32 protein-coding genes and 3 pseudogenes are annotated in these 22,370 nt (G+C 49.9%); 9 read left to right on the top strand and 26 right to left on the bottom strand.

Annotation, left to right across the window (positions count from 1 at the left end):
* The first annotated feature begins 4 nt into the window (after window positions 1-4).
* The 3 genes from ABHF33_RS07355 (at window position 5) to ABHF33_RS07345 (ending at window position 5,180) form a co-directional block, all read left to right on the top strand.
* On the top strand, window positions 5-3,106 hold the full coding sequence (locus ABHF33_RS07355; protein WP_348946344.1) for an efflux RND transporter permease subunit: 3,102 nt from the start codon (window positions 5-7) through the stop codon (window positions 3,104-3,106).
* A 35-nt stretch (window positions 3,107-3,141) separates the two neighbouring features.
* Entirely contained in the window at window positions 3,142-3,513 is a 372-nt protein-coding gene (locus ABHF33_RS07350; protein ID WP_348946343.1) for a hypothetical protein, read from the top strand.
* Window positions 3,514-3,686: 173 nt separating this feature from the next.
* Window positions 3,687-5,180, top strand: a complete 1,494-nt coding sequence (locus tag ABHF33_RS07345; protein WP_348946342.1) for a multicopper oxidase family protein — start codon at window positions 3,687-3,689, stop codon at window positions 5,178-5,180.
* Window positions 5,181-5,421: 241 nt separating this feature from the next.
* Here the strand turns inward: ABHF33_RS07345 and ABHF33_RS07340 are convergent, their stop codons facing one another.
* The 11 genes and pseudogenes from ABHF33_RS07340 to ABHF33_RS07305 all read right to left on the bottom strand — a co-directional run bounded on the left by ABHF33_RS07340 (window position 5,422) and on the right by ABHF33_RS07305 (window position 10,059).
* Entirely contained in the window at window positions 5,422-5,982 is a 561-nt protein-coding gene (locus ABHF33_RS07340) for an NAD(P)H-dependent oxidoreductase (RefSeq protein ID WP_432803966.1), read from the bottom strand.
* A gap of 221 nt (window positions 5,983-6,203) precedes the next feature.
* Window positions 6,204-6,497, bottom strand: a complete 294-nt coding sequence (locus ABHF33_RS07335; RefSeq protein ID WP_348946341.1) for a phosphatase domain-containing putative toxin — start codon at window positions 6,495-6,497, stop codon at window positions 6,204-6,206.
* A gap of 129 nt (window positions 6,498-6,626) precedes the next feature.
* Window positions 6,627-6,971, bottom strand: coding sequence for a hypothetical protein (locus ABHF33_RS07330; protein ID WP_348946340.1), 345 nt, complete (start codon window positions 6,969-6,971; stop codon window positions 6,627-6,629).
* 49 nt (window positions 6,972-7,020) lie between these two features.
* On the bottom strand, window positions 7,021-7,434 hold the full coding sequence (locus ABHF33_RS07325) for a hypothetical protein (protein WP_348946339.1): 414 nt from the start codon (window positions 7,432-7,434) through the stop codon (window positions 7,021-7,023).
* Window positions 7,435-7,686: 252 nt separating this feature from the next.
* A complete protein-coding gene (locus ABHF33_RS07320) occupies window positions 7,687-7,926 on the bottom strand; it encodes a hypothetical protein (protein ID WP_348946338.1) in 240 nt (79 codons plus the stop codon).
* Window positions 7,927-7,999: 73 nt separating this feature from the next.
* Complete coding sequence (locus tag ABHF33_RS16985) at window positions 8,000-8,356, bottom strand: arsenic resistance protein (RefSeq protein ID WP_432803965.1); 357 nt, start codon at window positions 8,354-8,356, stop codon at window positions 8,000-8,002.
* A 23-nt stretch (window positions 8,357-8,379) separates the two neighbouring features.
* Window positions 8,380-8,571 (bottom strand): hypothetical protein, encoded by a 192-nt coding sequence (locus tag ABHF33_RS16980; RefSeq protein ID WP_432803975.1) that lies wholly within the window; start codon window positions 8,569-8,571, stop codon window positions 8,380-8,382.
* A 46-nt stretch (window positions 8,572-8,617) separates the two neighbouring features.
* Entirely contained in the window at window positions 8,618-8,791 is a 174-nt protein-coding gene (locus tag ABHF33_RS16975; protein ID WP_432803964.1) for a hypothetical protein, read from the bottom strand.
* Window positions 8,792-8,811: 20 nt separating this feature from the next.
* Window positions 8,812-9,372 carry a hypothetical protein gene (locus ABHF33_RS16970; protein WP_432803963.1) on the bottom strand — a complete coding sequence of 187 codons (561 nt, stop codon included), beginning with the start codon at window positions 9,370-9,372 and terminating at the stop codon, window positions 8,812-8,814.
* A gap of 41 nt (window positions 9,373-9,413) precedes the next feature.
* Window positions 9,414-9,491, bottom strand: a pseudogene (locus ABHF33_RS16965) (hypothetical protein); the annotation flags it as partial.
* 433 nt (window positions 9,492-9,924) lie between these two features.
* Window positions 9,925-10,059: a hypothetical protein gene (locus ABHF33_RS07305; RefSeq protein ID WP_348946337.1), complete on the bottom strand. Its 135-nt coding sequence runs from the start codon at window positions 10,057-10,059 to the stop codon at window positions 9,925-9,927.
* A gap of 557 nt (window positions 10,060-10,616) precedes the next feature.
* Between ABHF33_RS07305 and ABHF33_RS07300 the strand changes: the two genes are divergently transcribed.
* From ABHF33_RS07300 to arsJ, 4 genes are all read left to right on the top strand, one after another.
* Window positions 10,617-10,757: a glyceraldehyde 3-phosphate dehydrogenase NAD-binding domain-containing protein gene (locus ABHF33_RS07300; protein ID WP_348946336.1), complete on the top strand. Its 141-nt coding sequence runs from the start codon at window positions 10,617-10,619 to the stop codon at window positions 10,755-10,757.
* Window positions 10,726-10,890: a glyceraldehyde 3-phosphate dehydrogenase NAD-binding domain-containing protein gene (locus tag ABHF33_RS16960; RefSeq protein WP_432803962.1), complete on the top strand. Its 165-nt coding sequence runs from the start codon at window positions 10,726-10,728 to the stop codon at window positions 10,888-10,890. The genes ABHF33_RS07300 and ABHF33_RS16960 overlap by 32 nt, the downstream gene beginning before the upstream one ends.
* Before the next feature lie 5 nt (window positions 10,891-10,895).
* The gene (locus ABHF33_RS07295; RefSeq protein WP_348946335.1) at window positions 10,896-11,624 is read left to right on the top strand and encodes a hypothetical protein; all 729 of its coding nucleotides are present in this window, start codon (window positions 10,896-10,898) and stop codon (window positions 11,622-11,624) included.
* Between the two features lie 91 nt (window positions 11,625-11,715).
* On the top strand, window positions 11,716-12,555 hold the full coding sequence (gene arsJ, locus ABHF33_RS07290) for an organoarsenical effux MFS transporter ArsJ (RefSeq protein ID WP_348946333.1): 840 nt from the start codon (window positions 11,716-11,718) through the stop codon (window positions 12,553-12,555).
* A gap of 1,197 nt (window positions 12,556-13,752) precedes the next feature.
* Here the strand turns inward: arsJ and ABHF33_RS16955 are convergent.
* From ABHF33_RS16955 to ABHF33_RS07265, 7 genes and pseudogenes are all read right to left on the bottom strand, one after another.
* Complete coding sequence (locus ABHF33_RS16955) at window positions 13,753-13,974, bottom strand: TSUP family transporter (protein WP_432803974.1); 222 nt, start codon at window positions 13,972-13,974, stop codon at window positions 13,753-13,755.
* Window positions 13,975-14,895: 921 nt separating this feature from the next.
* Window positions 14,896-14,981: pseudogene (locus ABHF33_RS16950) on the bottom strand (signal peptidase II); the annotation flags it as partial.
* A gap of 2,170 nt (window positions 14,982-17,151) precedes the next feature.
* Window positions 17,152-17,466: a hypothetical protein gene (locus ABHF33_RS07285; RefSeq protein ID WP_348946332.1), complete on the bottom strand. Its 315-nt coding sequence runs from the start codon at window positions 17,464-17,466 to the stop codon at window positions 17,152-17,154.
* Window positions 17,454-17,600, bottom strand: coding sequence for a hypothetical protein (locus ABHF33_RS07280; RefSeq protein WP_348946331.1), 147 nt, complete (start codon window positions 17,598-17,600; stop codon window positions 17,454-17,456). The genes ABHF33_RS07285 and ABHF33_RS07280 overlap by 13 nt, the downstream gene beginning before the upstream one ends.
* Window positions 17,591-17,773 carry a hypothetical protein gene (locus ABHF33_RS07275; RefSeq protein WP_348946614.1) on the bottom strand — a complete coding sequence of 61 codons (183 nt, stop codon included), beginning with the start codon at window positions 17,771-17,773 and terminating at the stop codon, window positions 17,591-17,593. Before ABHF33_RS07275 ends, ABHF33_RS07280 begins: the two co-directional genes overlap by 10 nt.
* 19 nt (window positions 17,774-17,792) lie before the next feature.
* Window positions 17,793-18,041 (bottom strand): hypothetical protein, encoded by a 249-nt coding sequence (locus tag ABHF33_RS07270; protein ID WP_348946330.1) that lies wholly within the window; start codon window positions 18,039-18,041, stop codon window positions 17,793-17,795.
* Between the two features lie 266 nt (window positions 18,042-18,307).
* Window positions 18,308-18,457 carry a hypothetical protein gene (locus ABHF33_RS07265; protein ID WP_348946329.1) on the bottom strand — a complete coding sequence of 50 codons (150 nt, stop codon included), beginning with the start codon at window positions 18,455-18,457 and terminating at the stop codon, window positions 18,308-18,310.
* 231 nt (window positions 18,458-18,688) lie between these two features.
* Between ABHF33_RS07265 and ABHF33_RS07260 the strand changes: the two genes are divergently transcribed.
* On the top strand, window positions 18,689-18,913 hold the full coding sequence (locus ABHF33_RS07260) for a MerR family transcriptional regulator (RefSeq protein ID WP_348946328.1): 225 nt from the start codon (window positions 18,689-18,691) through the stop codon (window positions 18,911-18,913).
* A 67-nt stretch (window positions 18,914-18,980) separates the two neighbouring features.
* On the top strand, window positions 18,981-19,124 hold the full coding sequence (locus ABHF33_RS07255) for a hypothetical protein (RefSeq protein ID WP_348946327.1): 144 nt from the start codon (window positions 18,981-18,983) through the stop codon (window positions 19,122-19,124).
* 28 nt (window positions 19,125-19,152) lie between these two features.
* On the opposite strand, the gene ABHF33_RS07250 is transcribed toward ABHF33_RS07255, so the two are convergent.
* The 8 genes and pseudogenes from ABHF33_RS07250 to ABHF33_RS07225 all read right to left on the bottom strand — a co-directional run bounded on the left by ABHF33_RS07250 (window position 19,153) and on the right by ABHF33_RS07225 (window position 22,326).
* On the bottom strand, window positions 19,153-19,395 hold the full coding sequence (locus tag ABHF33_RS07250; RefSeq protein WP_348946325.1) for a hypothetical protein: 243 nt from the start codon (window positions 19,393-19,395) through the stop codon (window positions 19,153-19,155).
* Between the two features lie 507 nt (window positions 19,396-19,902).
* Entirely contained in the window at window positions 19,903-20,106 is a 204-nt protein-coding gene (locus ABHF33_RS16945; RefSeq protein ID WP_432803973.1) for an SEC-C metal-binding domain-containing protein, read from the bottom strand.
* Window positions 20,103-20,264, bottom strand: a complete 162-nt coding sequence (locus ABHF33_RS07245) for a hypothetical protein (RefSeq protein ID WP_348946323.1) — start codon at window positions 20,262-20,264, stop codon at window positions 20,103-20,105. Before ABHF33_RS07245 ends, ABHF33_RS16945 begins: the two co-directional genes overlap by 4 nt.
* A gap of 10 nt (window positions 20,265-20,274) precedes the next feature.
* Window positions 20,275-20,322 (bottom strand): annotated as a pseudogene (locus tag ABHF33_RS16940) (hypothetical protein); the annotation flags it as partial.
* A 321-nt stretch (window positions 20,323-20,643) separates the two neighbouring features.
* Window positions 20,644-20,949, bottom strand: coding sequence for a DsbA family protein (locus tag ABHF33_RS07240; RefSeq protein WP_348946322.1), 306 nt, complete (start codon window positions 20,947-20,949; stop codon window positions 20,644-20,646).
* Window positions 20,946-21,173, bottom strand: a complete 228-nt coding sequence (locus ABHF33_RS07235) for a thioredoxin domain-containing protein (protein ID WP_348946321.1) — start codon at window positions 21,171-21,173, stop codon at window positions 20,946-20,948. The genes ABHF33_RS07240 and ABHF33_RS07235 overlap by 4 nt, the downstream gene beginning before the upstream one ends.
* Entirely contained in the window at window positions 21,170-21,574 is a 405-nt protein-coding gene (locus tag ABHF33_RS07230) for a disulfide bond formation protein B (RefSeq protein WP_348946320.1), read from the bottom strand. Before ABHF33_RS07230 ends, ABHF33_RS07235 begins: the two co-directional genes overlap by 4 nt.
* 242 nt (window positions 21,575-21,816) lie before the next feature.
* The gene (locus ABHF33_RS07225) at window positions 21,817-22,326 is read right to left on the bottom strand and encodes a hypothetical protein (protein ID WP_348946319.1); all 510 of its coding nucleotides are present in this window, start codon (window positions 22,324-22,326) and stop codon (window positions 21,817-21,819) included.
* Window positions 22,327-22,370 lie beyond the last annotated feature (44 nt).

Raw genomic sequence — 22,370 nt, 5'->3', positions numbered from 1 at the left:
AGCCATGTTTAGCTGGATTGTGAATCAAAGTCTGAAGAACAGACTGTTTATCGTCGCCATTGCGGCCATTTTATTGATCTATGGCGGTTTAACTGCCAGCAAAATGCCAGTCGATGTCTTTCCTGACTTAAACAAACCCACCGTCACCATCATGACCGAGGCGGGTGGGATGGCGCCGGAGGAGGTGGAGCAACTGGTCAGCTTTCCGCTGGAAACGGCACTCAACGGCATGCCCGGCGTAACTCGCGTCCGTGCGGTGTCTGGGGTTGGTTTGTCGATTGTGTATGCCGAGTTTGAATGGGGTTCGGATATTTACCGCAACCGGCAGCTCATCGCTGAACGCTTAGCCGAAGTGAAAGAGCAGCTTCCTGAAGGCGTTAAGCCTGCAATGGGGCCGATTTCGTCAGTAATGGGCGAGATCATGCTGATTGCGTTCCCTGCCGACCCCGACAAAGCTAGCCCTATGGCAGTGCGGGAGTACGTTGATTTTGTGCTGCGCCCACGCTTGTTATCGATCCCTGGTGTCGCGCAAGTGATTCCAATTGGCGGTGAAGTCCGGCAATTCAGGGTTGAGCCAAACACCGCCATGATGGCGCAGCTTGGTGTTGGGTATGAAGATGTAGAGCTTGCACTTAAAGGGTTTTCTAGCAATACCAGTGGCGGGTATCTGGAGCAAAATGCGCGTGAATATTTGATCCGTAACATGGGGCGCACGACCCGTCTGGAGGACATGCAAAATCTGGCGGTCAAGGTGATCAATGGCCAGCCAATTCTGCTCAAGCAAGTCGCCGAGGTGAAGTTTGCCGCAGCGTTTAAACGCGGCGATGCTGGTTTCGCGGGCAAGCCAGCGGTGATTGTCAGTGTGCAAAAGCAGCCTAATGCAGACTCGATTCGCTTAAGTCGCGAAATTGATGATGCGCTCGCTAGTTTGAGCAAATCTTTACCACCGGGGATCAGCAAGCCAGAAATTTCGTTCCGCCAGGCCGATTTTATTGAAGCGTCGATTCACAACGTGCAAGAAGCTTTACGCGATGGTGCGATCATGGTCGCGGTCATTCTGTTCTTGTTCTTGATGAATGGCCGCACGACGTTGATTTCATTGACCGCAATCCCACTGTCGCTGGCGATTACCTTTCTGGTTTTCAAGGTCATGGGTTTGTCAATCAACGTCATGACGCTCGGTGGTTTGGCTATCGCCATCGGCGAGTTGGTTGATGATGCGCTGGTCGATGTCGAAAACGTGCTGCGACGATTGAAAGAAAACAAACCCAAAGGCGTAACGCACATCATCAAAGTGATTGCAGCTGCGTGCAATGAAGTCCGCTCCGGTGTAGTCGTTGCGACGATGGTTGTGGTGCTGGCGTTTGTGCCTTTGTTTGCTTTGCCGGGGATTGAAGGGCGCTTGTTTGCACCATTGGGCGTAGCCTACATCACGTCGATTTTGGCCAGTTTGCTGGTGGCGCTGACGGTGACGCCAGTGATGTGCTACTTCCTATTGCCCAAAATGAAGCAGATTGAGCACGGCGATTCAAAGCTCGTGCTCTTTCTCAAGCGTTGGGATAAACGGGTATTAGTCGCTTCGTTTGCGCACGCAAAACTGGCACTTGGTTTGGCCGTTTTGCTACTCGTGGCTGCGCTGGCAACGGTGCCGTACTTTCCAAAAGCGTTTTTACCGGCGTTTAACGAGGGCACATTAACGATTAGCTTGCTGCTCAACCCCGGTACATCGCTGACAGAGGCCAATCGAGTCGGGAGTTTGGCCGAAACTTTGATTGCTGAAGTGCCCGAAGTGAAAAGTGTAGGGCGGCGCACGGGCAGGGCGGAGCTGGATGAGCATGCCGAAGGTGTACATTCGAGCGAGATTGATGTTGACCTCAAGAAGTCCGAGCGTTCGCGCGAAGACATTATGGCCGATATTCGTACGCGCCTCGCGCCGTTACCTGCCACGACGACGGTTGGGCAACCGATTTCACATCGACTTGATCATTTGCTATCCGGCGTTCGGGCGCAAATTGCGTTGAAGATTTACGGTGATGATCTGGATGCGCTGCGCGGTGAAGCGGCCAATCTGAAAGAGAAGTTGGCTGCGATACCGGGGTTGACTGATCTGCAGATTGAGAAGCAGGTGTTGATCCCGCAAATCAAAGTGCGAATCGACTACGACCGTGCCGCGCAGCTTGGCGTGTCACCTGGGGCATTGCTTAAAACGCTGGAAACACTCACCGAAGGCGATACCGTCGCGCAAATTGTTGATAACAACAAGCGCTTTAATCTGGTAATTCGCTTGCCCGACGCTGCGCGTGATCCGCAGGGCTTGGGCAATATCTTGATCGATACGCCGCACGGCAAAGTGCCGTTGTCGCAAGTGGCCAGTGTTGAGGAAAGCGATGGGCCGAATCAAATTGGTCGCGAGAATAGCCGACGCCGGATTGTGATATCAGCCAATACCAATGGTTCGGACATGGCGACGATCATCAAGCAAATTCGAGGTGTGCTGGCGCAAAACAAATTGCCGGATGGCTATTTTGTGAGTTTGGAAGGGCAGTTCCAGGCACAAGAAGCCGCCAGCCAATTAATTGCTGGTTTGTCGATTGTTTCGCTCTCGCTGATTTTTATGGTGCTGTATAGCCGTTATAAATCTGCGGTTTTGGCTGCAATGATTATGGGCAATATCCCGATGGCGCTGATTGGCAGCGTGATTGCAATGTGGCTGGCTGGGATTTCGCTCTCGGTCGCGTCTTTGGTTGGCTTTATTACGCTGACTGGCATCGCAACGCGTAACGGCATTCTGAAAATCAGTCATTACATCAATCTTTGCAAGTTTGAAGGCGAGCATTTTAGCCAAGCCATGATTATTCGTGGCTCGCTCGAACGCTTGACGCCGGTATTGATGACTGCATTAACGGCCGCTTTGGCCTTGGTGCCACTGTTGTTTGCTGCCGATGCGCCGGGCAAAGAAATCTTGCATCCGGTCGCCGTGGTGATTTTTGGCGGACTGATTAGCTCGACCATTCTCGATACATTACTGACCCCGCTGATGTTCTGGCTGTTCGGTCAAAAACCATTACAACGCTTGCTGGATGAAAACAACCAGATTGCGTTTTAACCCTCGCCTTCGGGCATTTTACTCAAGGAAATATCATGAAAAAAACGCTAATTGCATTCGGTTTTGTACTTGCTGCTAATTTGGCTTTCGCTGATGGCGATATGAAGCCGATGCACAATGGTGTCATGGCCGAAGCAACATCCGGTAATCGTGCAGAGCTCAGCCTCGATGGCAATATGCTGATGATTTATTTATCTGACCACGCAGGCAAAGCGGTCGCAGCGAAAGGTGTAGCTGCTGAATTGACACTTCTGAACGGGAGTGAGAAACAGACGGTGAAATTAATGCCTATGGGTGATGGCCTGATGGCTACCGGTCAATACAAAGCCGTTGCAGGTACGAAAGCCCTATTAAAAGTTACTTTACCTGGTAAAGCGGCGGAACAATTCCGATTTGCTTTGAAGTAAGAGTCATGGGTATTGCCATCTATGCATTGAAAATAAATGACTTTATAGCAATACCCTTGTATTTATTCCAAAGGACTGCTCTGAGCTAAGTAAGTCAGATCACGAGTTTGTTTGCAAACGTGATGCGGTAACAGGATTATGATTTAACGATGTTGCCGCTCTAGGAGAGCGTTATGAATAGACGACAATTCTTAACCGTGTCAGCCGGTATGGGCGCGATGGGCTGGTTGGGCGCGAACCCAGTTTGGGCGGCGATGGATCACGCCAAGCGCGATGGCGGGGCGATGCCGCAAGCCTTGAAAACTGTTGCTGATATGCCCTTGCTACCCGAAACAGCGCTGACAGCAGGGCAGTCGCATGTACCACTGGCCCCCTTGCGCAATACCGCTACTGCGCCCCAGCGTTTTGAAGCAACGTTAACTGCCGCAGCGCATGAGGTCGAATTGACCACGGGCAAGAAAACACCAATGTGGTTGTATAACGGCCAAGTACCTGGACCGTTGATTGAAGCTTTTGAAGGCGATGAAGTCGAGATTCGCTTTATTAACCAGCTTGCACAAGCCTCGACAATACATTGGCATGGCTTGCCGGTACCGCCCGAGCAAGACGGCAATCCGCACGATGCCGTACCCGCCGGAGGCGAGCGCGTTTACCGTTTTAAGCTGCCAGACAACTGCGCTGGAACGTATTGGTATCACCCGCACCCGCATGGCGACACACCTGAGCAAGCGTATCGCGGCCTTGCCGGATTATTTATTGTTCGTAGCAAGAATGATCCGCTTACGGCATTTGCCGAGCAGCATTTAGTCATTTCTGATTTGAAGCTCGATACTGAAGGCCTGATTCCCGATAACACGGCCAATGATTGGATGAATGGCCGTGAAGGCCAGTTTGTTCTGGTCAATGGCCAGCGTGAACCGGTAGTGACAATTGCTGGCCGGCAACGCCTGCGAATCTGGAATGCCTGCAGCGCGCGTTATTTGCGCCTAGCTATACCGGGGCAAAAAATGACGCTGGTCGCGACTGATGGCGGTTTGCTGGAAAAACCGATACTCAAAGACGAAATTTTACTCGTGCCAGGACAACGGACTGAAGTCATTGTCGGCGATGGCAAAGCTGCCACATTGCCCCTTAAGGCACTGGCTTATGATCGAGAAAAAATGGGTAATGTTGCCCCCGAAGTGGATCGCGTATTGATACAACTCAATTTTGCTAGCGGCCCAACACCAGCGATTCCGATTCAATTGCGAAAAATTGCAGACTTCGGTCGCGCCACTGCACTCAAGAAAGTCGAATTTAGCGAAACGATGAGCATGGACAATGGCGTGCACAGCATGGCATTTCTGGTGAATGGCAAAAGCTTTGATATGAATCGGGTTGATCTGACCAGCAAACTCAACGAAGTTGAGGTGTGGGAAATCTTTAATAACTCGCACATGGACCACCCGTTCCATATTCATGGCACACAATTTATCGTTCTAGATTCAAAACTGAACGGCAAGCGACGCAATGCGCCGTATCGCGCACTGCACGACACCATCAATCTTCGCCCTTACGAAACAGTGCGCATCAAAACCGTCCAACACGATAAAGGCTTGCGGATGTTCCACTGCCATATTCTGGAGCACGAAGGGCAGGGCATGATGGCGCAGTTACTTGTTAAATAAATCGACGAGTTATTTAAATTGGTTTAAGGCTGCTTTTATCAGAGGCAGCCTTATCGTCCAAAACTATGTTGCTTTTGATAAATTCACTCGACGTGACAACTCTTCTGCGCTTTCTTTGCGCTCGCTGTAGCGATCCACTAAATATGGACTCACATCGCGAGTCAGTAGCGTGAACTTAACGAGCTCTTCCATCACATCTACAACTCGGTCGTGGTAACTCGATGGCTTCATGCGATTGTGCTCATCGAACTCTTGAAAGGCTTTTGCCACGGATGATTGATTCGGGATCGTAATCATGCGCATCCAGCGCCCTAGCACGCGCATTTGGTTCACTGCATTGAAAGACTGCGAACCGCCTGAAACCTGCATCACGGCGAGCGTTTTTACCTTGAGTAGGCCGAACAGCTCCTGCCGACAGTGGAATCCAGTCAATTTGGGCTTTCATAATGCCTGTCATTGCGCCGTGACGTTCTGGTGAAGTCCAGACCATGCCTTCGCACCACAACGCTAACTCACGCAGTTCCTGCACTTTTGGGTGGTTATCAGGGGCATCATCCGGCAAAGGGAGTCCGCTCGGATTGAAGATTTTTACTTCTGCGCCCATCGCCCGCAATAAACGAGCAGCCTCTTCGGTGAGCAAGCGGCTAAATGAGCGTTCGCGTACAGACCCATACAGCATCAAAATACGCGGTGGATGCGATGACTGTTGAGCAGGATGCAATTTGGTCAGCTCTGGCACCTTAAAATGCTCAGCTGCAACTTGTGGCAAATCTAATAGTTGTTCTGAGTTGGCATTCGACATAACTTCTCCTTTTCTAGCCTGTATCAATGGGGCTAGCGGCGAATGGGCACGGGAATATCTTATTCATATTGTGTCCATCGCCATCACCTCAATCTTCTATTTGAGGTATTAATCACTCGGCTTGCGAAGCGATTCCCTGCAAATACTCAATATGGGCAGGAATACGCAGTGACTTTGGCCGAGTAGCTTGAACTTGTGCGGTTACTTGATCGAGCGGCACATCACGGGCAAGCAACAGATTTGCCAATCATCAAACCTGTGCGACCTGAGCCGCCTTTGCAATGAACCGCGATGGTTTTACCGTCCGCCAGCATTTGTAGAATCTCAGCGCTATGCGTGCTCCATTGGCGTTCGAACTCTTCAGCCGGAGCTGCATCATCTTCGACAGGGAAATGAAACCAAGCCAATCCGAGCTGCTGACATACGTTCGGTAAAGCGGATACGCTGTTTTCCTGCATCTCATGCTCGGGCATTAGCGTGATGATCGCAGCAGCGCCCGCTGCGTGGAAGGTCATGCAATGCCTGCTCAAGATCGACTTCCTTGGTGCCAGGGCAAGGTGTAAAAATCAGGCCGCCGCCTTCTGGCAAAGGCATCAGGTCAAAAGGATGTTGCATTGTCTTCTCCGTGAAATGATTCATGTGCGTCATGTGTTAGTGATATAGACGGGGGCAAAGCCGCCGCCTTGTGTTCTAAAGTTCGTGGTCTGCCCCTGATAAAGCCGAGCAGCAAACAGCTGGACTTCACCGCGATAAACATAAGCTCGTACGTCCAACTTAAGGTCACACGTTTGGATGCCATCTACGGCGACGACGCGCTCACTCGGCGGAGCCAGCGTTTGCGCCACATAATCCGCATTAAGAATGTCGTCCCAAACTCGCTTGGTGAGCTTATCGCCGCGATATGTCGCCTTACTGCCATAGCCGTTTGCCGGTTTAAAAAACAGCTGCCGCCGCTGCGACCAATATTTCGGCGGTACTGGCAGTGACATAGCGAGTATGAGGGAATACCTGCTTGCAAGATGTCGCTCGTCTTTGCATCTACTCTAGCTTCGCCAAACTTTCAGGCTGGCTCAAACAAGCCAAATGGCGCTTGTTGGCATATAGGGCATGCGCTCGTGGAGTCGGCGTCACAACGACAGCCCCCGCCAGATAGGCGTCACGCAAAGCGGCGGAGTCCGCTTCGTCAAAATAGAAATCGGTGAGGCGGTTGTAGACTAGATCAATCACCTCATCACCCAGCCAAAGCTGTCCGGACTCCCAACGCAGCTCCTCGGGTGAGGCAATCAAGCAACGAATGCCAAATCGCTCAAACAGACGCTGAAATAGCAAAAACTCTGGGTAGAGGTATTGCTGCTCTGGCTGTTCATCAACAATGGCGATGGTGCGCGGTTGAGCCGAATCGCGCTGTGCTTGCCACTCAGCCATAAACATATTCAGCCAGCGCTCTTCCATACTCTCCAGCGTTTTGGGCGAAGCTGAAAGCGGTGGGGATGCCTCACAGCACGCGGTTTGAGCCCGTGCTAGCGCTGAGATTAAGATAAGCACCGCCTGCATTGGTGTTGATTTCAATGAGGCTGTGCACCGTTGCTCCCCAAATGGAAATCATAGCCAAAGAAAACGCTGTCGAGACCAAAGTCCAGTTTCGCAATTTCAGGCGCTTGAGCAAGTGCTTCGTTTTTCCACGCCGCTGTTGCAATCACCGTTTCAATGAGCTTGAATGATGGCCTGCATCTGCGCTCGCTGTTCTGGCGTGATAAACACCATCGTGGCTGAAAACAGATGAGGTCGGCTGTGTGCAATCTCTTCACTGAGGCCAGCCATATCGGGACTGAGCTCCAGTTGCGCCTTCAGCAAATCGTGGTCGAGAAACTGACAAGCACATCGCCGATTGAGTAGCTCTGCCAGTCCGGAACTCGCCGGTTGCAAGGTATTGGTAGCGAGCATGATTTAGCTCCGTGCCTCATACCAAGGTTTACTGCGGTTCACGATGTTCACCACCAGCAGCATGACTGGTACTTCAATCAACACGCCCACGACCGTGGCGAGCGCCGCCCACTGTGGAAACCGAACAGGCTAATCGCCGCAGCGACGGCGCCAGCTCGAAGAAATTGGATGCGCCAATCAAAGCGGATGGGCATGCAATATTATGCTTTTCGCCTACGGCACGATTCAGCCAATACGCCAGTGCTGAGTTGAAAAACACTTGAATCAGGATCGGCACGGCCAGCAGTGCAATAACCAGCGGCTGCTTGATAATGGCTTCGCCTTGGAATGCAAAGAGTAATACCAAGGTGGCTAACAAGGCCGTAATCGACCACGGTGCAATTTTTTCCATTGCGGCATCAAATGCTGCTTGCCCGTTGCGAAGCAGCATTTTGCGCCATAACTGCGCCAGAATCACGGGGATAACGATGTAAAGCACGACTGAGAGTGAGCAAGGTGTCCCACGGCACGGTGATGGCCGAGATACCCAGCAGAGGCCAACCAAAGGCGCAAAAGCGATAAAGCCATAATGCTGTCATTGAGCGCGACTTGTGACAACGTGAAGAGCGGGTCGCCATTCGTGAGCTTGCTCCAAGCAAAAACCATTGCGGTACAAGGCGCAGCGGCCAGCAAAATCAGACCGGCGATATAACTATCGAGTTGATCTGCGGGCAATAGTGGCGCAAATCAGATGGCGTATAAAAAGCCAGCCTAAGAATGCCATTGAGAATGGCTTCACCAGCCAGTTCACAAACAACGTAACGCCAATGCCGCGCCCATGTTTGCGAACTTCATGCAGAGCACCAAAATCCACCTTAACCAGCATGGGGATAATCATGACCCAGATTAGGACGCCCACAGGTAAGTTAACCTGTGCAAACTCCATCCGGCCAATGGCTTGAAATACGTTAGGCAGCAACTGCCCCAATCCAATGCCCGCAATAATGCAAAGAAACACCCAAACGGTTGGTAGCGTTCAAAGACATTCATTGGCGCGCCCGCAGCTGGATTTTGGGCGAGCGCATCACACTGTACTGACGCTAGCTTATTCTCCCTGCTTATTGGATTGGTTTCAGCTCCACGCAACTTGGTTTGCAGTGACATGCGATCAATTTTGTCGATCGGTAAACTCAGAAATAGACGAATCCGATTGGCAATCTGCGACTGTACGTGGGTAAAGGTTTGGAACAACTCTTCGTCTGAGCCGTTGCTTTGCAGGGTCTGCAAAGCCCCAATGCGCAGTAATGGGCTGTCCCAGCCAAGCTGGGCATGCTTCACCAACAGCTGGTGCAGACCGTAAAAATGAAATCCATTTTTGGTGCATCGGGTGCAGCAAACTCTGCCCAGCTTCTTGCTGCGCAATGTGCCCAGATCATATTTCTGATGCTTTAACGCTCGCAGTGTCATTGGGTGCACTTCACCGTGGGTGACTGCCCGCGCTATAAGCTTCAAATTGACAGCGCCGAGGCTGATTGCATAATGACTTCTGCCATGATGCTGCGAGCCAGATTGCCCGTGCAGACAAATAAAACGTTATAGGTTTGAGCGAGACATCTTAGTTTCCTTTCTCAAGGTGAGTGCGTTCAATCAATAACTTGGAAGACAGAGGCGACGTTAATTCCAATATCTTCAAAATATGGAAATGTTGCTTATTGAAAAAAGCGAGCCAATGCGATCAAGCTCGCTTTTAACAAAGCGGGATCATTTTTAAGGTCATCAACACCATCGGCAACGCAAACAACGTTTCAATGCAGTGCCCGAAGGATTCGATATGCCTCGGTAAATGCGGCTTCAATTTCAGCTTCACTGCCGATGACGTGCGCTGGGTCGGCTACGCCCCAATGACCCTCGTACTACTGCGCCAGAGTAAGCTGGGCGGGTTTCACCTGCGGCACTGCAGCACAAACCGTAATCACCACATCGGGCGTCACCTGGCAAGTTGTCCCATGTTTTACTGGTTCAGCCATCCGTCGCACTACCTTCACGTGCCAACAAGGCAAGTGAACGCGGGTGAACTTGGCCTGTGGGTTGACTGCCCGCGCTGATGGCTGCCATCCCGCTGCGTGCGAGATGATTAAAAACCGCTTCCGCCAAAATTGAGCGACAAGAGTTGCCGGTACACAGAAATCAGATATTCATACTTTCCGTCTCACTGGGTTTGCATGTGGACGATAAAGGTACCACCGCAGGGGTTACGAGTCAGATTCTGGTGCACACCCGCTAAGCACTCTTCTAGATGGCCTTGGCAGCATTCTTCCGTCAGATACGCAATCCATCCTCCATCGTGCGCGATGTTGCCCGATAGCGGATAAAGCGGCTTTCACTGCTCTGATGTGATCAATTCTCGCGTCTTGCTCTTTCAAGTGAAAGACAAGCTGCTCGATGTTACTTGCAGTCGTTCAGCAATATCGCCCGCGACCATGCCTTCTCGCCCTTGCTTCACCAGCAGTCGAAACACGTCTAAACGAACGCCAGACGACAGCACTTCAAGATGAGGGTTGCTGTATTTTTTCCATAAGACGACTATACGACAATTATCGAAATTGATCGTATGATAAATTTTATCCATTAAGTGGGCAATGACTTTTTCCCGAAAATACCGTATCTCTGCTGGGCGCTGTGCGCCTCTGAAACAAAGAAAGGATTGAGCAATGACCATTAAAGTAGGCATCAACGGCTTTGGCCGTATGGGGCGTTTAACGCTTCGCGCAGCATGGGGCTGGCCTGAAATTGAATTCGTGCAGATCAACGACCCAGCCGGTGATACCGCTACTTTTGGCGCATTTACTTAACTTTGACTCAATACATGGCCGTTGGGCGCACGAAGCGACCACCGATGGCGATGTGATTGTTGTGGGCAATACCCGCATCAAAACCAGTCGCAATACAGACATTGGCGCAACGGACTGGTCGAGGTTGCGATAGTGGTGATGAGCTTCCAGCAAAATGGCACCACTGCACTCTTACCAAGCTACCTTGAGCAAAAGGTAAAACGCGTCGTAGTGACTGCGCCGGTTAAAGAAGCAGGCGTGCTCAATGTCGTCGTCGGCGTAAATGATCATTTATTTGACCCAACACTGCACCAGATCGTGACTGCGGCCAGTTGCACAACCAACTGCCTCGCCCCTGTCGTCAAAGTTATTCATGAGCAGCTTGGCATTCGCCACGGCAGCATGACCACCATCCATGATCTGACCAATACGCAAACCATTATTGATGCACCCCATAAAGACCTGCGCCGAGCGCGTTCTTGCGGCACCAGCTTGATTCCGACTTCGACCGGTTCAGCGACGGCGATTACTGAGATTTTTCCGGAGCTTAAAGGCCGCCTGAATGGTCATGCCGTCCGCGTGCCACTCACCAATGCTTCGTTAACCGACTGCGTGTTCGAGCTGGAACGAGCCACAACGGTTGAGGAGGTCAATGCATTACTCAAAACCGCATCGGAAACTTATCTGAAAGATATTCTGGGCTACGAAGAACGCCCATTGGTGTCAATTGACTACCGTGGTGATGCACGCTCGTCGATCATTGATGCACTCTCAACAATGGTCATAAATGGCACGCAATTAAAACTTTACGCGTGGTACGACAATGAGTGGGGGTACGTAAATCGTACGGCGGAATTGGTACGCCAAGTTGGCTTGGCTGACCAATAACCGGCCTTATACCTAATGATGTATTGCTCTGAATATCAATAAATAATTGGCGCTCAGAGCAATACCTACTTCATCTACCTTGGTTCACATCATGCTTGCCAGCCTACCTCCCGCCATTCGGCAGTACCTCATCATCACCGGCAATTATTGGGCGTTCACGCTGACCGATGGTGCTTTGCGAATGTTGGTGGTGCTGCACTTTCATCAGCTGGGCTATTCACCGCTTCAGATCGCCATGCTGTTTCTGTTTTACGAGATTTTTGGCGTAGTGACTAACTTGGTCGGCGGCTGGTTGGGTGCGCGGATTGGTTTGAACAAAACGATGAACATCGGCCTTGGCCTGCAAGTCGTTGCCTTGCTCGCGCTCACGGTGCCAACAGCGATGTTGACGGTGTCTTGGGTAATGGCGGCTCAAGCCTTATCAGGCATTGCCAAAGACTTGAACAAAATGAGCGCCAAAAGCAGCATCAAAACACTGGTGCCCGCTGGCGCGGAAGGCAAATTATTTCAATGGGTGGCGATTCTCACTGGCTCTAAAAATGCGCTGAAAGGCGTTGGGTTTTTCTTGGGCGGTGTACTGCTGACTGCTTTGGGATTTGCCGGTTCAATGTGGGCAATGGCAAGCGTCTTGATTGTGGTCTGGGTCGCCAGCCTAATCAGCCTCAAAGCCGATTTGGGCAAGGCCAAAAACAAGCCTAAGTTTGGCGATTTGTTTTCGAAAAGCCGAGCAGTTAACGTGCTTTCAGCTGCACGACTATTTTTGTTTGGGGCGCGTGATGTCTGGTTTGTTGTGGCATTGCCCGTATTTATGGCGCAAACCTTGGGCTGGGTGATTGGCGAGTCGGGACTTTTTGCGGTTTGGGTCATGGCTACGGTATCGTTCAATCGTTTGCCCCTTACCTCACAGGCAAAAAAACAGGCAAGTGCCTGATAGTCATGCGCCACCATATTGTGGGCAATCCCGCTTGCGGCCTTAACGGCTGGCATCGCCTTTGGCCTCAACAGTAGCCCACAGTTTAGAAACGCTGCTAGTCGGTGGCTTGCTCTTGTTTGGCGCGCTATTTGCAATTAACTCATCATTGCACGCTATTTGATCGTGAGCTACGCTCAAAGAAGACGGTGCATCACTGGATATTGGCTTTACTACATGGCTAACGCCTGGGGCGTTTAATTGGAACCGTCTTGTCAGGCTGGGTGTTTCAGGTGGCGACTTGGCGCGCCTGCTTGTGGATTTCAGCTGCGTTTATTGGCTTGGCGGCATTCATCTCTATTTGGTTACCTAGAGCATCGGTTCTAATATGCTGCTGGTAAAACCTAACTAAACGAACCGCAGTCTCGCTCAAGTTGGTCCTTGGGTTAGAATTGTGGATTCAAATAAAATCTGTTGTGCTAATGGGGTAGGAGATAGCCGCCAAGAAACGGCAATAGGGGGGGGGATGAAGAAATGGGTTGGTTTACGCGTTTGTTTCAATGTTCTTTGCGGAGTTCACTTCGGTTATTGCTAAGATAGGGTTAGCAGGCATATCTGGGGAGCTGGTTTTGACCATTCGAACTCTGTTCGTGTGTGGTTTAGTGCTGCTTTTTGCTGCAGCCTCCGTTCCATTGCAGAACTGGCGTCAGTGGGGCAGCGCAGTCTACTGTGCAACTAGGTTTGTCCGGGGGTTACAACGGCGCTATCGTGGATTTTTTTTACTACAAGGCGCTCAAGGTTGGCGACGTGGCTACCGTGGCGCTAATCGACAAGGGCAGCGTGATAGTGGCCATGCTCTTTGGCATGGCTTGTTTACGAAAGTAATCATGCCTTGCGCACTGGTGATTGGCGCTGGGCTGATGTTGCCGGATTATTGGTCATCGCAAAGAAGGGCTAGCCGAAAACTCAGTATTCCCGTTGGTTACAGGGGCTAGTAAATGCTGAAAAGCATCTTCAGGCGGCTACCGAGCAAAACAGCATGAGCAGCTTCAAAATCACGGGGCTGGAAGTTGTTTGCTGCCTATGCGCCCCAATCCAACCACCAAGAATTGCTGCTGGAGCCCAAAGACAACCTCAGCGGAGGATATGGGACACCGCCAGAGTAGTGTCCGAGCAAAGCGGCAGCCGAATTCACCAAAATGAATGCGGCTGCGACATTCAGATGCTTTGCCGTGTTTCAGCCCACCCCGCAAACAATAGCAGTGGGCTAAGGAAAATACCACCGCCAACGCCTGTCAGCCCGGATAGCATGCTTATGCCTGCGCCAGATGCCGCAACCGGTAGTAGCGGCGGCTGCGTTACTCCGTTTTGACCCCTCTCCCAGCAATCAGTCCGGTAGGCTGAATACAGCAGGACAAGGCCAACAACAGGCTTGTACAGGTACTCCCGGCAAAGAAATCGACCCGCCTATGAAGGCAAACGGCACCGAGCTGATGGCAAGGGGTAAACAACTTCCATGAGAAGCAGCCAGCCCGGTAAAACTTGGTCGTGGCAATGATCACCACAAAGGATGTTCGGGGTTAAAGCAGTGGGTTTCATCATCGCTGGAGCTAACCAAATAAGGCCATTGCTGCCAAATACCCGGATGCCCCCGCGTGCCCTACGGAGAATACAACGCCGCCGCTGGGCATATCAGTAGCGTTAATCCGATTACAATACTCTGCAGCCATAAAGTATCCATCAAACCCTCGATAAAAGCTTGATTTTTATTGCAAATCAATTATGTCTTAGGATACTAAGAATATTGTTCAGCATAGAAAACTCAAGTTACGTCACCTGATAATGACTTCAAATAACGTCAATTGGATTTGAAGCTTCAGCTTAGAGCCAAATTCTGCGAGCTCAATAAGTCGAGCATGGTTTTGTAACATCGACTTTTGGTAGGCGAGGCCATTATTGTTGAGGTTGACCGGTGACTTTGGGGTGGGTACTTGGGTTTTGCTCAGTTGATGTAATCGTTGCAAGTCTTGTTGGCGTTTACTCATTTCTATCTTGGCTAGACGTTTCGAAGCTTGGATTGCTGCCCTGATAAGCGTTTGAGGTCATAATGGCGTGCTGCAAGGTGACTGAGAGCGCATCGATAAGCACTGCTTCGCTTTGCAATATGAACTGTCCGATTGAGCATTTCATCGTTTGCAGCAGCCAATGGGCTGGCTAGAAAACCAAGAAGTAGAAAGATAATATGACGGAGTTTTCATTACTCTATTATTTATTTTTCTTGATGGTAAATAGCTGAAATGGCCATCAGCAAAGCGTGAGCACTTTACGAAAATATCATGCAAATTGAACCACTGACTAATGCCACGTCTGCCAGTAAAAATCTAAGTAATCGACCACCGACCGATTCTGATTCGATCAATCACATTCCCTAGTGCACCGCCAACAATCAAAATGCCAAGCGACAGTTTCTAAGCGGCTTTTCAGCGCGCCGCAGTAACCAGAGCAAATAAGTGCAGACGACGCCCGCCACAATGGTGAAAAAGTGCCGTTGCCAACCGCCAGCGTCAGCGAGAAATGAAAACCTCTGCACCCGGATTTAAAACATGCACCCAGTTAAACCACGGCGTAATCCGAGCCATGTAGCCGTTCAATGAGTAATAGCGTCGCGGTGCACTGATTTTGATCGCCTGATCAAGAAAGGTCAACATCGCAGGCCAGAAAAACCAAACCAGAAATAACGGTTTAGAGCTGTATTCGTTGACTGAAGGAGTTAATTAATTCAGTGCAGATAGCCAGTTCGTACTGCTTGTATTCATATCGAGTACTGAATTCCATTACAAATTGGAGCACCCTAGTGAGACCTTTTTTTGTCGTAAACACGGCGCATAAAAACCAATAATCCCAACCAAGTAAAACATCGGCGGGGAAGTGCATTCCAGATGCAATACAGAGACCAGCCAACAAGGACGGGGTACGCTATGAGCGAAGACTTGCAGGCGAGGTTTGATCGAGTGGCCACAGCGTGCCAGCAACAGAGTGTCTGCATAAGTTGAATGCCCGCTTGGCGAAGCTGTATTCCACTCGGGCATTCCAATCACTCGTGCTAAATCACCAAAAAACGGTGAGTGGTCGCGGAAAATTGAAGAACTGTTTTAAAACAGTGACTGCGGACATATGCTAGCCCGAAAGCAACAATAAAATAAATGGTTTCAGCCGGATCTTAGATGTTTGGCTGATTTGGTTAGTCGATCTCGAATAGAGCCATAGCCCTAGCATAACTATTGGAGCATTCCAGTAGTTGCCGAGGATGTTGCTAAACATCCAAGCCAAAGGAGAGGTCGCTCGGTGTGCTTTGATTAATGATGCGAAATAGTTACTGCGTTAATCTGTAAAAGTTTTCTCTTTTTATTTATATTTAAATAAATAACATCCCCCTCAAAGAGCTCCTTTCTTCCTTTAAATCGCTAAAAATTATTTCATACTTCCCAACAGCAATTTTTCAGCAAAATCCTGGTTTTTGATTAAAATTTTTTTTATGCCCGCACCACATTGATCCTTTTTTGGTTTATATTTAACCCAAACTATCAAAATACAGAAAATTTCTACTCCATTGGGTGAGCTATTTCATAATCAACACCCCCACTGATTTTAGCAACATCCTCCCCTGATTAGATCTTATTTTCGTCATAGAAAATATTCCCTCCTAACCTATAATTTTTTATTTTTTTCTAATCACCTCACGATTTCATTATCCCAGAAGACATAACAATATCCCTTTAGTTTTTTTTTATCTCCCTCCTATACAGTCCCAGCCCCGCCCAATCGTAGAGTAGAAATTTCCAAGTCATTTTTGTAATAGCCTGTAAGCCGTTAAATACGACTAATAGGCTTGCACCCACGTCAGCAAAGACTGGCCACACCATCGTTGCCGTTGCCTGTTAAAGTCAACTCTAAAAGACAATTTCAATGCCCAAAACCAGCTGCAATGTTTTGCAGCAAAATCGCGTGGGTGCGCTGCGAAAGCCGAATAAAGCGCGGTAATTTGCGTAAATCATCAGTCACATAGGTGCCACATCGGCCGTTTCAGTTGCCGTGCCGTACCGCAGCGCCCATCGCTAAAACCAATATCGGCGCGCCAGCGCCAGCGCGTCGTTAATACCATCGCCGACCATGCCGACTTTGCCTGTGTTCACTGGGTTTACTTTCGATAACTTGTAATTTATCCTCGGGCAGCAGATCACCACCGCGCTTCGTCGATGCCGACTTGATCGGCAATCGCGCGCGCCGTGTGAGCATTGTCGCCGGTCAACATAATGGTTTTAACGCCCGGTTTACTGCAGCTCGGCAATCGCCATGCGACTACTGCTCTCTGACGGTATCAGCAACGGCAAATAGCGCGATTACTCTCGCTTCATTGGCAAACAAAATCACTGTTTTGCCGCTGTTCCAGCGCAAAGAGCTGCCGTTTCGAGCTCGAGGCGAGCACCAGCTATTCATGAACTAGTCGATGATTACCAGATGATATTGCTGACCGTTAATGACGCCACCGAGTGCCGCGCCCAGCTATTGCTCAAATCGCGAGCGTTTTTGTACACGTAATGTTTTGCGCCGCTAGCACTACGGCGCGCGAAACCGGATGATCGGAGCGACTGGCAAGGCTGACGGCGAGGCTTTGTACCTCAGCAGCATCATGCGCGCCGAGCACGATGAAATCAGTTGCACCGATTTGCCATGCGTAATCGTGCCGGTTTTATCCAGCGCCAGCCACGCTAACTGCGCCCTTCTTCTAAATACACGCCGCCACTTTAACCAAAATCCCGGTGGCGCAGCTTCTAGCAAGCCGCTAACGATGGTGACTGGTGTTGAAATCACCAACGCGCACGGGCAAGCGATGACCAGTAGCACCAGCGCTTTATAAATCACGCCAGCCATTCACCGCCGAAAAATAGCGGCGGCGACGGCAATCGCCAAAGCGCTATCGCAAACACAATCGGCGTGTACACGCGGGCAAATTGATCGACAAAACGCTGCGTCGGCGCGCGCGCCTTGCGCCGCTTCAATCGCATGAATAATCCTCGCCAGCGTGCTGTCGCCTGCCGCCGCTGTCACTGTGTATTCGAACGAACCCAATTGCACTGATCGTGCCAGCAAACACTGCATCGCCGATGGTTTTTTCGATCGGCAAACTCTCGCCGGTAATCGGCGCTTTAGTTATGCTCGATTGCCCGCTAACAATCACGCCATCGAGTGCAATACGCTCACCCAGTTTCAATCCGCACGCGCGCTTGGGGCGCTACCGATTTAGCGGCGGCTTCGCGCCAACTGCCGTCAGCCTGTCTGTACTGCTGGCCACTTCTGGCGTGAGTTGCATCAAACCAGAATTGCACATTGCGCGCGCGATCAAGCGATTTGGCTTCGATCAGCTCGGCAATCGTAAACAGCACCATCACCATCACTGCTTCCGGCCATTGACCGATTGGCAAAGCGCCAGTGACGGCGATGCTCATCAAGGCGATTGATATTTAAATTGCCATTGCGAATCGCGACCCAGCCTTTTTTATACGTCGTGAGACCACAAGCCAATACGGCGATAATTGCCAGCGTGGCAATACTCCACTGGGGTAAACCGCTCAATGCGCTATTTCTGATGCAATGGCGGCAATACCTGCCAGAGCCAATGGCCACCATGGTTTGGCGGGCTCGGCTGCAGGCGCGGCGTCGCTAGCGAGTTCAGGTGTAAAGCCTAAGAGCGAATCCGCGTCCAGCACCGCGTCTAGCCGTCTGGCTCGTGCGTTACCGTTAGCACACGCTGCATTAAATTGAATTGCATGCCGCTAACACCTCCATGCTCGCCAAGTTTTTTGCGCAGCAAGCCCTCTTCGGTCGGGCAATCCATTTGCATAATGCGAATCGGGGTCTGCATATCATCTTGGCTGCTTTTTGTCGCTGCGAGTGGTTCCAAATCCACTGCGGGATTTCTGCGCTTCAATTGAAGTTATGACCCCCACAACATGAGGGTGCACACGGCGTGCTTTCATTTTTACTGGCACTTTGAAAGCGCTGGTACTTGGACATGATCTATTCCTCAAGCTATGATGCAGTACATTAAAAATCATGAAGTAACTACAGGGTCAAGACCTATTTGGAGTCGATTATGAAAATCGGTGAGTTAGCGCATATCGCACAATGTTCGGTTGAAACCATTCGTTTTTACGAAAAAGAACTTTATTGGCTGCGCCAGCGCGAACCTCTGGCAATTTCCGTACCTATAACGCCGAACATGTCAGAGCGTTTGCGCTTCATTCGAAACTGCCGTGCGCTCGATATGAGCCACGAAGAAATCCATACCTTATTGCGTTTAGCCGATCAAGCCCGCTGATGGTTGTAGTGCTTATCAATTCGGTGTTTGACCAGCACATTGAGCATGTTGAAGTACGCATTAAGGAGTGGAGCATCTCAAACAGCAATTGGCTGATTTGCGCCGACAATGCCAAACCGAGCAAACGGTAGATTCTTGCGGTATTTTGCAAGGCTTGGCCGATATGAATATCGAGGCCAAACCAGACAAAAAACACACGCATTTAGGCTGAAACCCGCATGCCAGCATAACTCCACTCCTTAAGTGTTGCGGTTTGCCAAAAAGCTCATCTCTTTTTCCCAGCAAATATAACGTTGGTGGTACTCGGCCAAATCTGTTGTTTCCGCAGTTTGAGCTACGAATTGCCTCAATATGAAAAGCTGTTTTGCTGCAATAAGCTGCGCATCAGGATGCCGCGTTGCGGTTAAAAAGAAGATAAGCTGGTGATAATTTGGCTCAGACTTAGCTTTCAGAGAAGCTTGCGCTAGGTTATTAACGATCATCGGCGAATATTTAAGGGTGTAATCTGCATAGCTGCGTATCGTTGGCACATCGGACAACAACGCTTGGCGCTCAAATCAAAATCTTCGCGAACGACTATTTTTTGTTTCTGAAACACAATCGGCGCAGATGTCCGAAGTATCGCATTCCCAATCGGCTGGAAATTTAAATGCTTCTGCTTGGTACTGTTCATCGCGGTAGGGCGAAAATGGCACTGAGCGACAGCGAAGTGGTTTCGTTTCGTGTACTACCTGCACAGTTTATCGGCGCGTAATGCGGGGCACGCAAATGTCGTCGGTATATAACAGCAACCGTAATCGTGGCTGCTAGCTCATGCTTTTTGTCCAGCACTGATTAGTTATGCCTAACCGAGAGGCCATATCGTAATCTTTATGGCCTTGTCTCAATGGTGTCCACAAAGAAGCCAAAGGAAAAAGATTTGCATGGGTATAAGCATCTTTCAACGTTAGTAAAACTGGCCATGACAACATTTGCCACAAACCGTGCAATTAAAATGCTGAGCCATGAATTAAGCTTGGTCTATGTGTCGTGCCGCAACACTTTTTGGCTTTTTTGCCCGAGCCACAAAGGCAAGGATCATTTCGCCAGACTTTATTCACATGGCGCTGTGGGATATGTGGGTTCAAATCACCACTGACATAAAGCCATTGGCTATCCTCACGGCGAAAACCGGCTAATTCAGCCTGAATCATTTCTTTTTGGTCACGTCGAAACCAGAATGGCAAATTCGAGCTTGTGCGCTGTCACCATCTTCTTTTGCATTGCGGATTTCCAAACTGCGCCATTCGCAACTTTCTGCCAAATATTCGGCTTCCAGCTCGGTTAAAGTCTGCTTTAACTTCAGGTGCATGTGTTCGCTCAAGATGATCCAGCTGTTTGGTTGCAAAAGCGGTGTACCGAGAACGCATTAGCGCTTCCGCTGTTGGCGCTGGTGTGCCCGCAATAATTGGCGCGCAGCATTCCGCTAAATCTTTTTTGAACCACAAGGACATTGAGACATTGAGATGCTCCCATCTGATTTTAGCATTGGGTATATGGATAAAGCGCCTTTAAAAATTGGCTTATTGGCATATACCCTTTAGGTTTATTGATTAAGAACGGATTATTTTGGGTAGGCGAGATCGACTTTCGACTGCACTAATGAGTTAAATTCATCAGCACCAAACTTCGTGAGGGGGTGCTGTTCTACAAAAAAGCTCAGTGTTTTCTGAACTTTCAGCGTGACCACATCAGTACGCATCTTGAGCGAGGCGAGCGGCAATTTGTGGGCTATTCATATCAAGCTTGGCTTTCTCAACGTCTAGGCCAATTTGAGCGAAAGCATTCCAGATCAGTTCAGGTTGTGGTGAGCCATGAGCAGCCCATTCGGGCTGTGCGGCCAATACTGCTTCGATAGATTCCCAGTATTTATTTTGCAAGCGAGTCGCTTCCAGCGCTGGCGACGTAATCAGAGCCTTGATGGAAAGTGGCATAGCGCAAGGTGAGTTTGACTTTGTCGCCATTGAAATTAAGGGTATTTTTAACAACCGGATCAAAACGCACGGCAAGCTTCGCAAGCGGGATCGAAAAATTCAACGATATGGACTTTCGCATCCGCTGCGCCTATCGATGGAGCGCCAAAGCGATTGAGTTCTTGCCCGCTGTTTTGGGCGATTTGCTGCTGTTCCTGTTTTTGCTGGTTGGTATACATATAAGTACCCACCGCAAATGCGGTGATTAGAGCAACGCTGCTGCCAATAATTAGAGTTGAACGCTTCATTTCTGTGTCCCTTTTTGCACTGCAATCAGCAGCGCGATAAGAATGGAAAAAGCCACTAAAGATAAAAGTGGGATAGTGATAAAACCAAATAGATCGAGCTTCATGTCGGCGCATGAAATACCTTGCGAGCAAGGCTGTAGGTTCTCTGGGATGAACCCCTTGTAGAGCAAGGTGTGGTAGAGCGCGAACAACCAGCCACCGATGGCCAATGGCATCGCATAACGGGTACAGCGCACGTCAAACGGAAATAAGCCGACACTAAAAATAAAAAGCAGTGGGTACATAAAAATGCGCTGATACCAACACAACACACAGGGCGGCATGGCCATCACTTCGCTAAAGAACAGGCTGCCTAAAGTTGAAACGGCGGCAATGATCCAGCAGAAAAAATCAAATTCCACAGGGGGGATTGAGTCGGCTGCGTCATGGTTTGGCTCTGGTAATAGAAAAACAGAGTTGTTTCACGTACCTGATCTACTCGCCGTCAGATGAATTCGGCGATGAAGATTGTACTTATGCCTATAAGCTAGAGTGGGGGCCGTGAAATTGAATGAGCGTTTGCGCGAAGATGTCGAGACCGCTCTTGAGGCTGGCCGCACAAATTCAACATCATGCGGCCACGATTGTTCGAGCATGTGGAGAATTAGAATTGCAGAGGTGCGTTGGCGCGAACGCGATTGTCGCGCGCACAAGTACAGGCGTAATGAGCCCGTAATGAGATCTTGAAGCATAGGAATTCCATTTCAGTGATGAGTTGCCGTGTTACGCGGTGAGAATCAAGCGAAATTGGAATTTGGGTGGTTTTTGCTGGGCTAGTGGATGCCGAATGAGGTTCGGCTTGGTCAGTGCGTGGCCACACAGAATGCGAGGATGCGCTTACATTTGAGCCAATAGTGAACCATTGGGGGAGATCGTGTGTATGGTCGAAGCTGACATGACCATGAGAATGACCTGGGAGCTGTAGCTTTTGCTCGGCTTCATCTTTAGTGTAATCGCCAACGTCCAATGGATTATGAATTTGGAATTGATCAGGCAAGGGTTGATGAGCAAGTGACAATGCATTTGATACAGGCAGCCATGCGCAAAACAGCATGATGCAAAAGATCACGATCTGCGTTTTACGAAAAGAGGTTGCACGGTATTGGCTTTGCATGCGTTGATTCTATCGCTGTTTAAGTTTTTTCACTCAAGCCCGAA

The sequence above is a fragment of the Chitinibacter sp. FCG-7 genome, from assembly GCF_040047665.1.
GTDB classification, from domain to species: Bacteria; Pseudomonadota; Gammaproteobacteria; order Burkholderiales; family Chitinibacteraceae; genus Chitinibacter; species Chitinibacter mangrovi.
Note: the sequence above shows the minus strand (reverse complement) of the source record. Positions and strands in the feature narration are given on the sequence as shown.

What these genes read in the sequence shown, in the direction of transcription:
- ABHF33_RS07355 (WP_348946344.1), top strand. Translation starts at nt 5, where the DNA reads ATGTTTAGCTGGATTGTGAATCAAAGTCTGAAGAACAGACTGTTTATC.
- ABHF33_RS07350 (WP_348946343.1), top strand. Translation starts at nt 3,142, where the DNA reads ATGAAAAAAACGCTAATTGCATTCGGTTTTGTACTTGCTGCTAATTTG.
- ABHF33_RS07345 (WP_348946342.1), top strand. Translation starts at nt 3,687, where the DNA reads ATGAATAGACGACAATTCTTAACCGTGTCAGCCGGTATGGGCGCGATG.
- ABHF33_RS07340 (WP_432803966.1), bottom strand. Translation starts at nt 5,982, where the DNA reads ATGTCGAATGCCAACTCAGAACAACTATTAGATTTGCCACAAGTTGCA.
- ABHF33_RS07335 (WP_348946341.1), bottom strand. Translation starts at nt 6,497, where the DNA reads ATGACCTTCCACGCAGCGGGCGCTGCTGCGATCATCACGCTAATGCCC.
- ABHF33_RS07330 (WP_348946340.1), bottom strand. Translation starts at nt 6,971, where the DNA reads ATGTCACTGCCAGTACCGCCGAAATATTGGTCGCAGCGGCGGCAGCTG.
- ABHF33_RS07325 (WP_348946339.1), bottom strand. Translation starts at nt 7,434, where the DNA reads ATGGAAGAGCGCTGGCTGAATATGTTTATGGCTGAGTGGCAAGCACAG.
- ABHF33_RS07320 (WP_348946338.1), bottom strand. Translation starts at nt 7,926, where the DNA reads ATGCTCGCTACCAATACCTTGCAACCGGCGAGTTCCGGACTGGCAGAG.
- ABHF33_RS16985 (WP_432803965.1), bottom strand. Translation starts at nt 8,356, where the DNA reads ATGCTGCTTCGCAACGGGCAAGCAGCATTTGATGCCGCAATGGAAAAA.
- ABHF33_RS16980 (WP_432803975.1), bottom strand. Translation starts at nt 8,571, where the DNA reads ATGGTTTTTGCTTGGAGCAAGCTCACGAATGGCGACCCGCTCTTCACG.
- ABHF33_RS16975 (WP_432803964.1), bottom strand. Translation starts at nt 8,791, where the DNA reads ATGCTGGTTAAGGTGGATTTTGGTGCTCTGCATGAAGTTCGCAAACAT.
- ABHF33_RS16970 (WP_432803963.1), bottom strand. Translation starts at nt 9,372, where the DNA reads ATGACACTGCGAGCGTTAAAGCATCAGAAATATGATCTGGGCACATTG.
- ABHF33_RS07300 (WP_348946336.1), top strand. Translation starts at nt 10,617, where the DNA reads ATGACCATTAAAGTAGGCATCAACGGCTTTGGCCGTATGGGGCGTTTA.
- ABHF33_RS07295 (WP_348946335.1), top strand. Translation starts at nt 10,896, where the DNA reads ATGAGCTTCCAGCAAAATGGCACCACTGCACTCTTACCAAGCTACCTT.
- arsJ (WP_348946333.1), top strand. Translation starts at nt 11,716, where the DNA reads ATGCTTGCCAGCCTACCTCCCGCCATTCGGCAGTACCTCATCATCACC.
- ABHF33_RS07285 (WP_348946332.1), bottom strand. Translation starts at nt 17,466, where the DNA reads ATGGCTGGCGTGATTTATAAAGCGCTGGTGCTACTGGTCATCGCTTGC.
- ABHF33_RS07280 (WP_348946331.1), bottom strand. Translation starts at nt 17,600, where the DNA reads ATGCGATTGAAGCGGCGCAAGGCGCGCGCGCCGACGCAGCGTTTTGTC.
- ABHF33_RS07270 (WP_348946330.1), bottom strand. Translation starts at nt 18,041, where the DNA reads ATGAGCATCGCCGTCACTGGCGCTTTGCCAATCGGTCAATGGCCGGAA.
- ABHF33_RS07265 (WP_348946329.1), bottom strand. Translation starts at nt 18,457, where the DNA reads ATGCAGACCCCGATTCGCATTATGCAAATGGATTGCCCGACCGAAGAG.
- ABHF33_RS07260 (WP_348946328.1), top strand. Translation starts at nt 18,689, where the DNA reads ATGAAAATCGGTGAGTTAGCGCATATCGCACAATGTTCGGTTGAAACC.
- ABHF33_RS07250 (WP_348946325.1), bottom strand. Translation starts at nt 19,395, where the DNA reads ATGATCGTTAATAACCTAGCGCAAGCTTCTCTGAAAGCTAAGTCTGAG.
- ABHF33_RS16945 (WP_432803973.1), bottom strand. Translation starts at nt 20,106, where the DNA reads ATGATTCAGGCTGAATTAGCCGGTTTTCGCCGTGAGGATAGCCAATGG.
- ABHF33_RS07245 (WP_348946323.1), bottom strand. Translation starts at nt 20,264, where the DNA reads ATGCACCTGAAGTTAAAGCAGACTTTAACCGAGCTGGAAGCCGAATAT.
- ABHF33_RS07235 (WP_348946321.1), bottom strand. Translation starts at nt 21,173, where the DNA reads ATGAAGCGTTCAACTCTAATTATTGGCAGCAGCGTTGCTCTAATCACC.
- ABHF33_RS07225 (WP_348946319.1), bottom strand. Translation starts at nt 22,326, where the DNA reads ATGCAAAGCCAATACCGTGCAACCTCTTTTCGTAAAACGCAGATCGTG.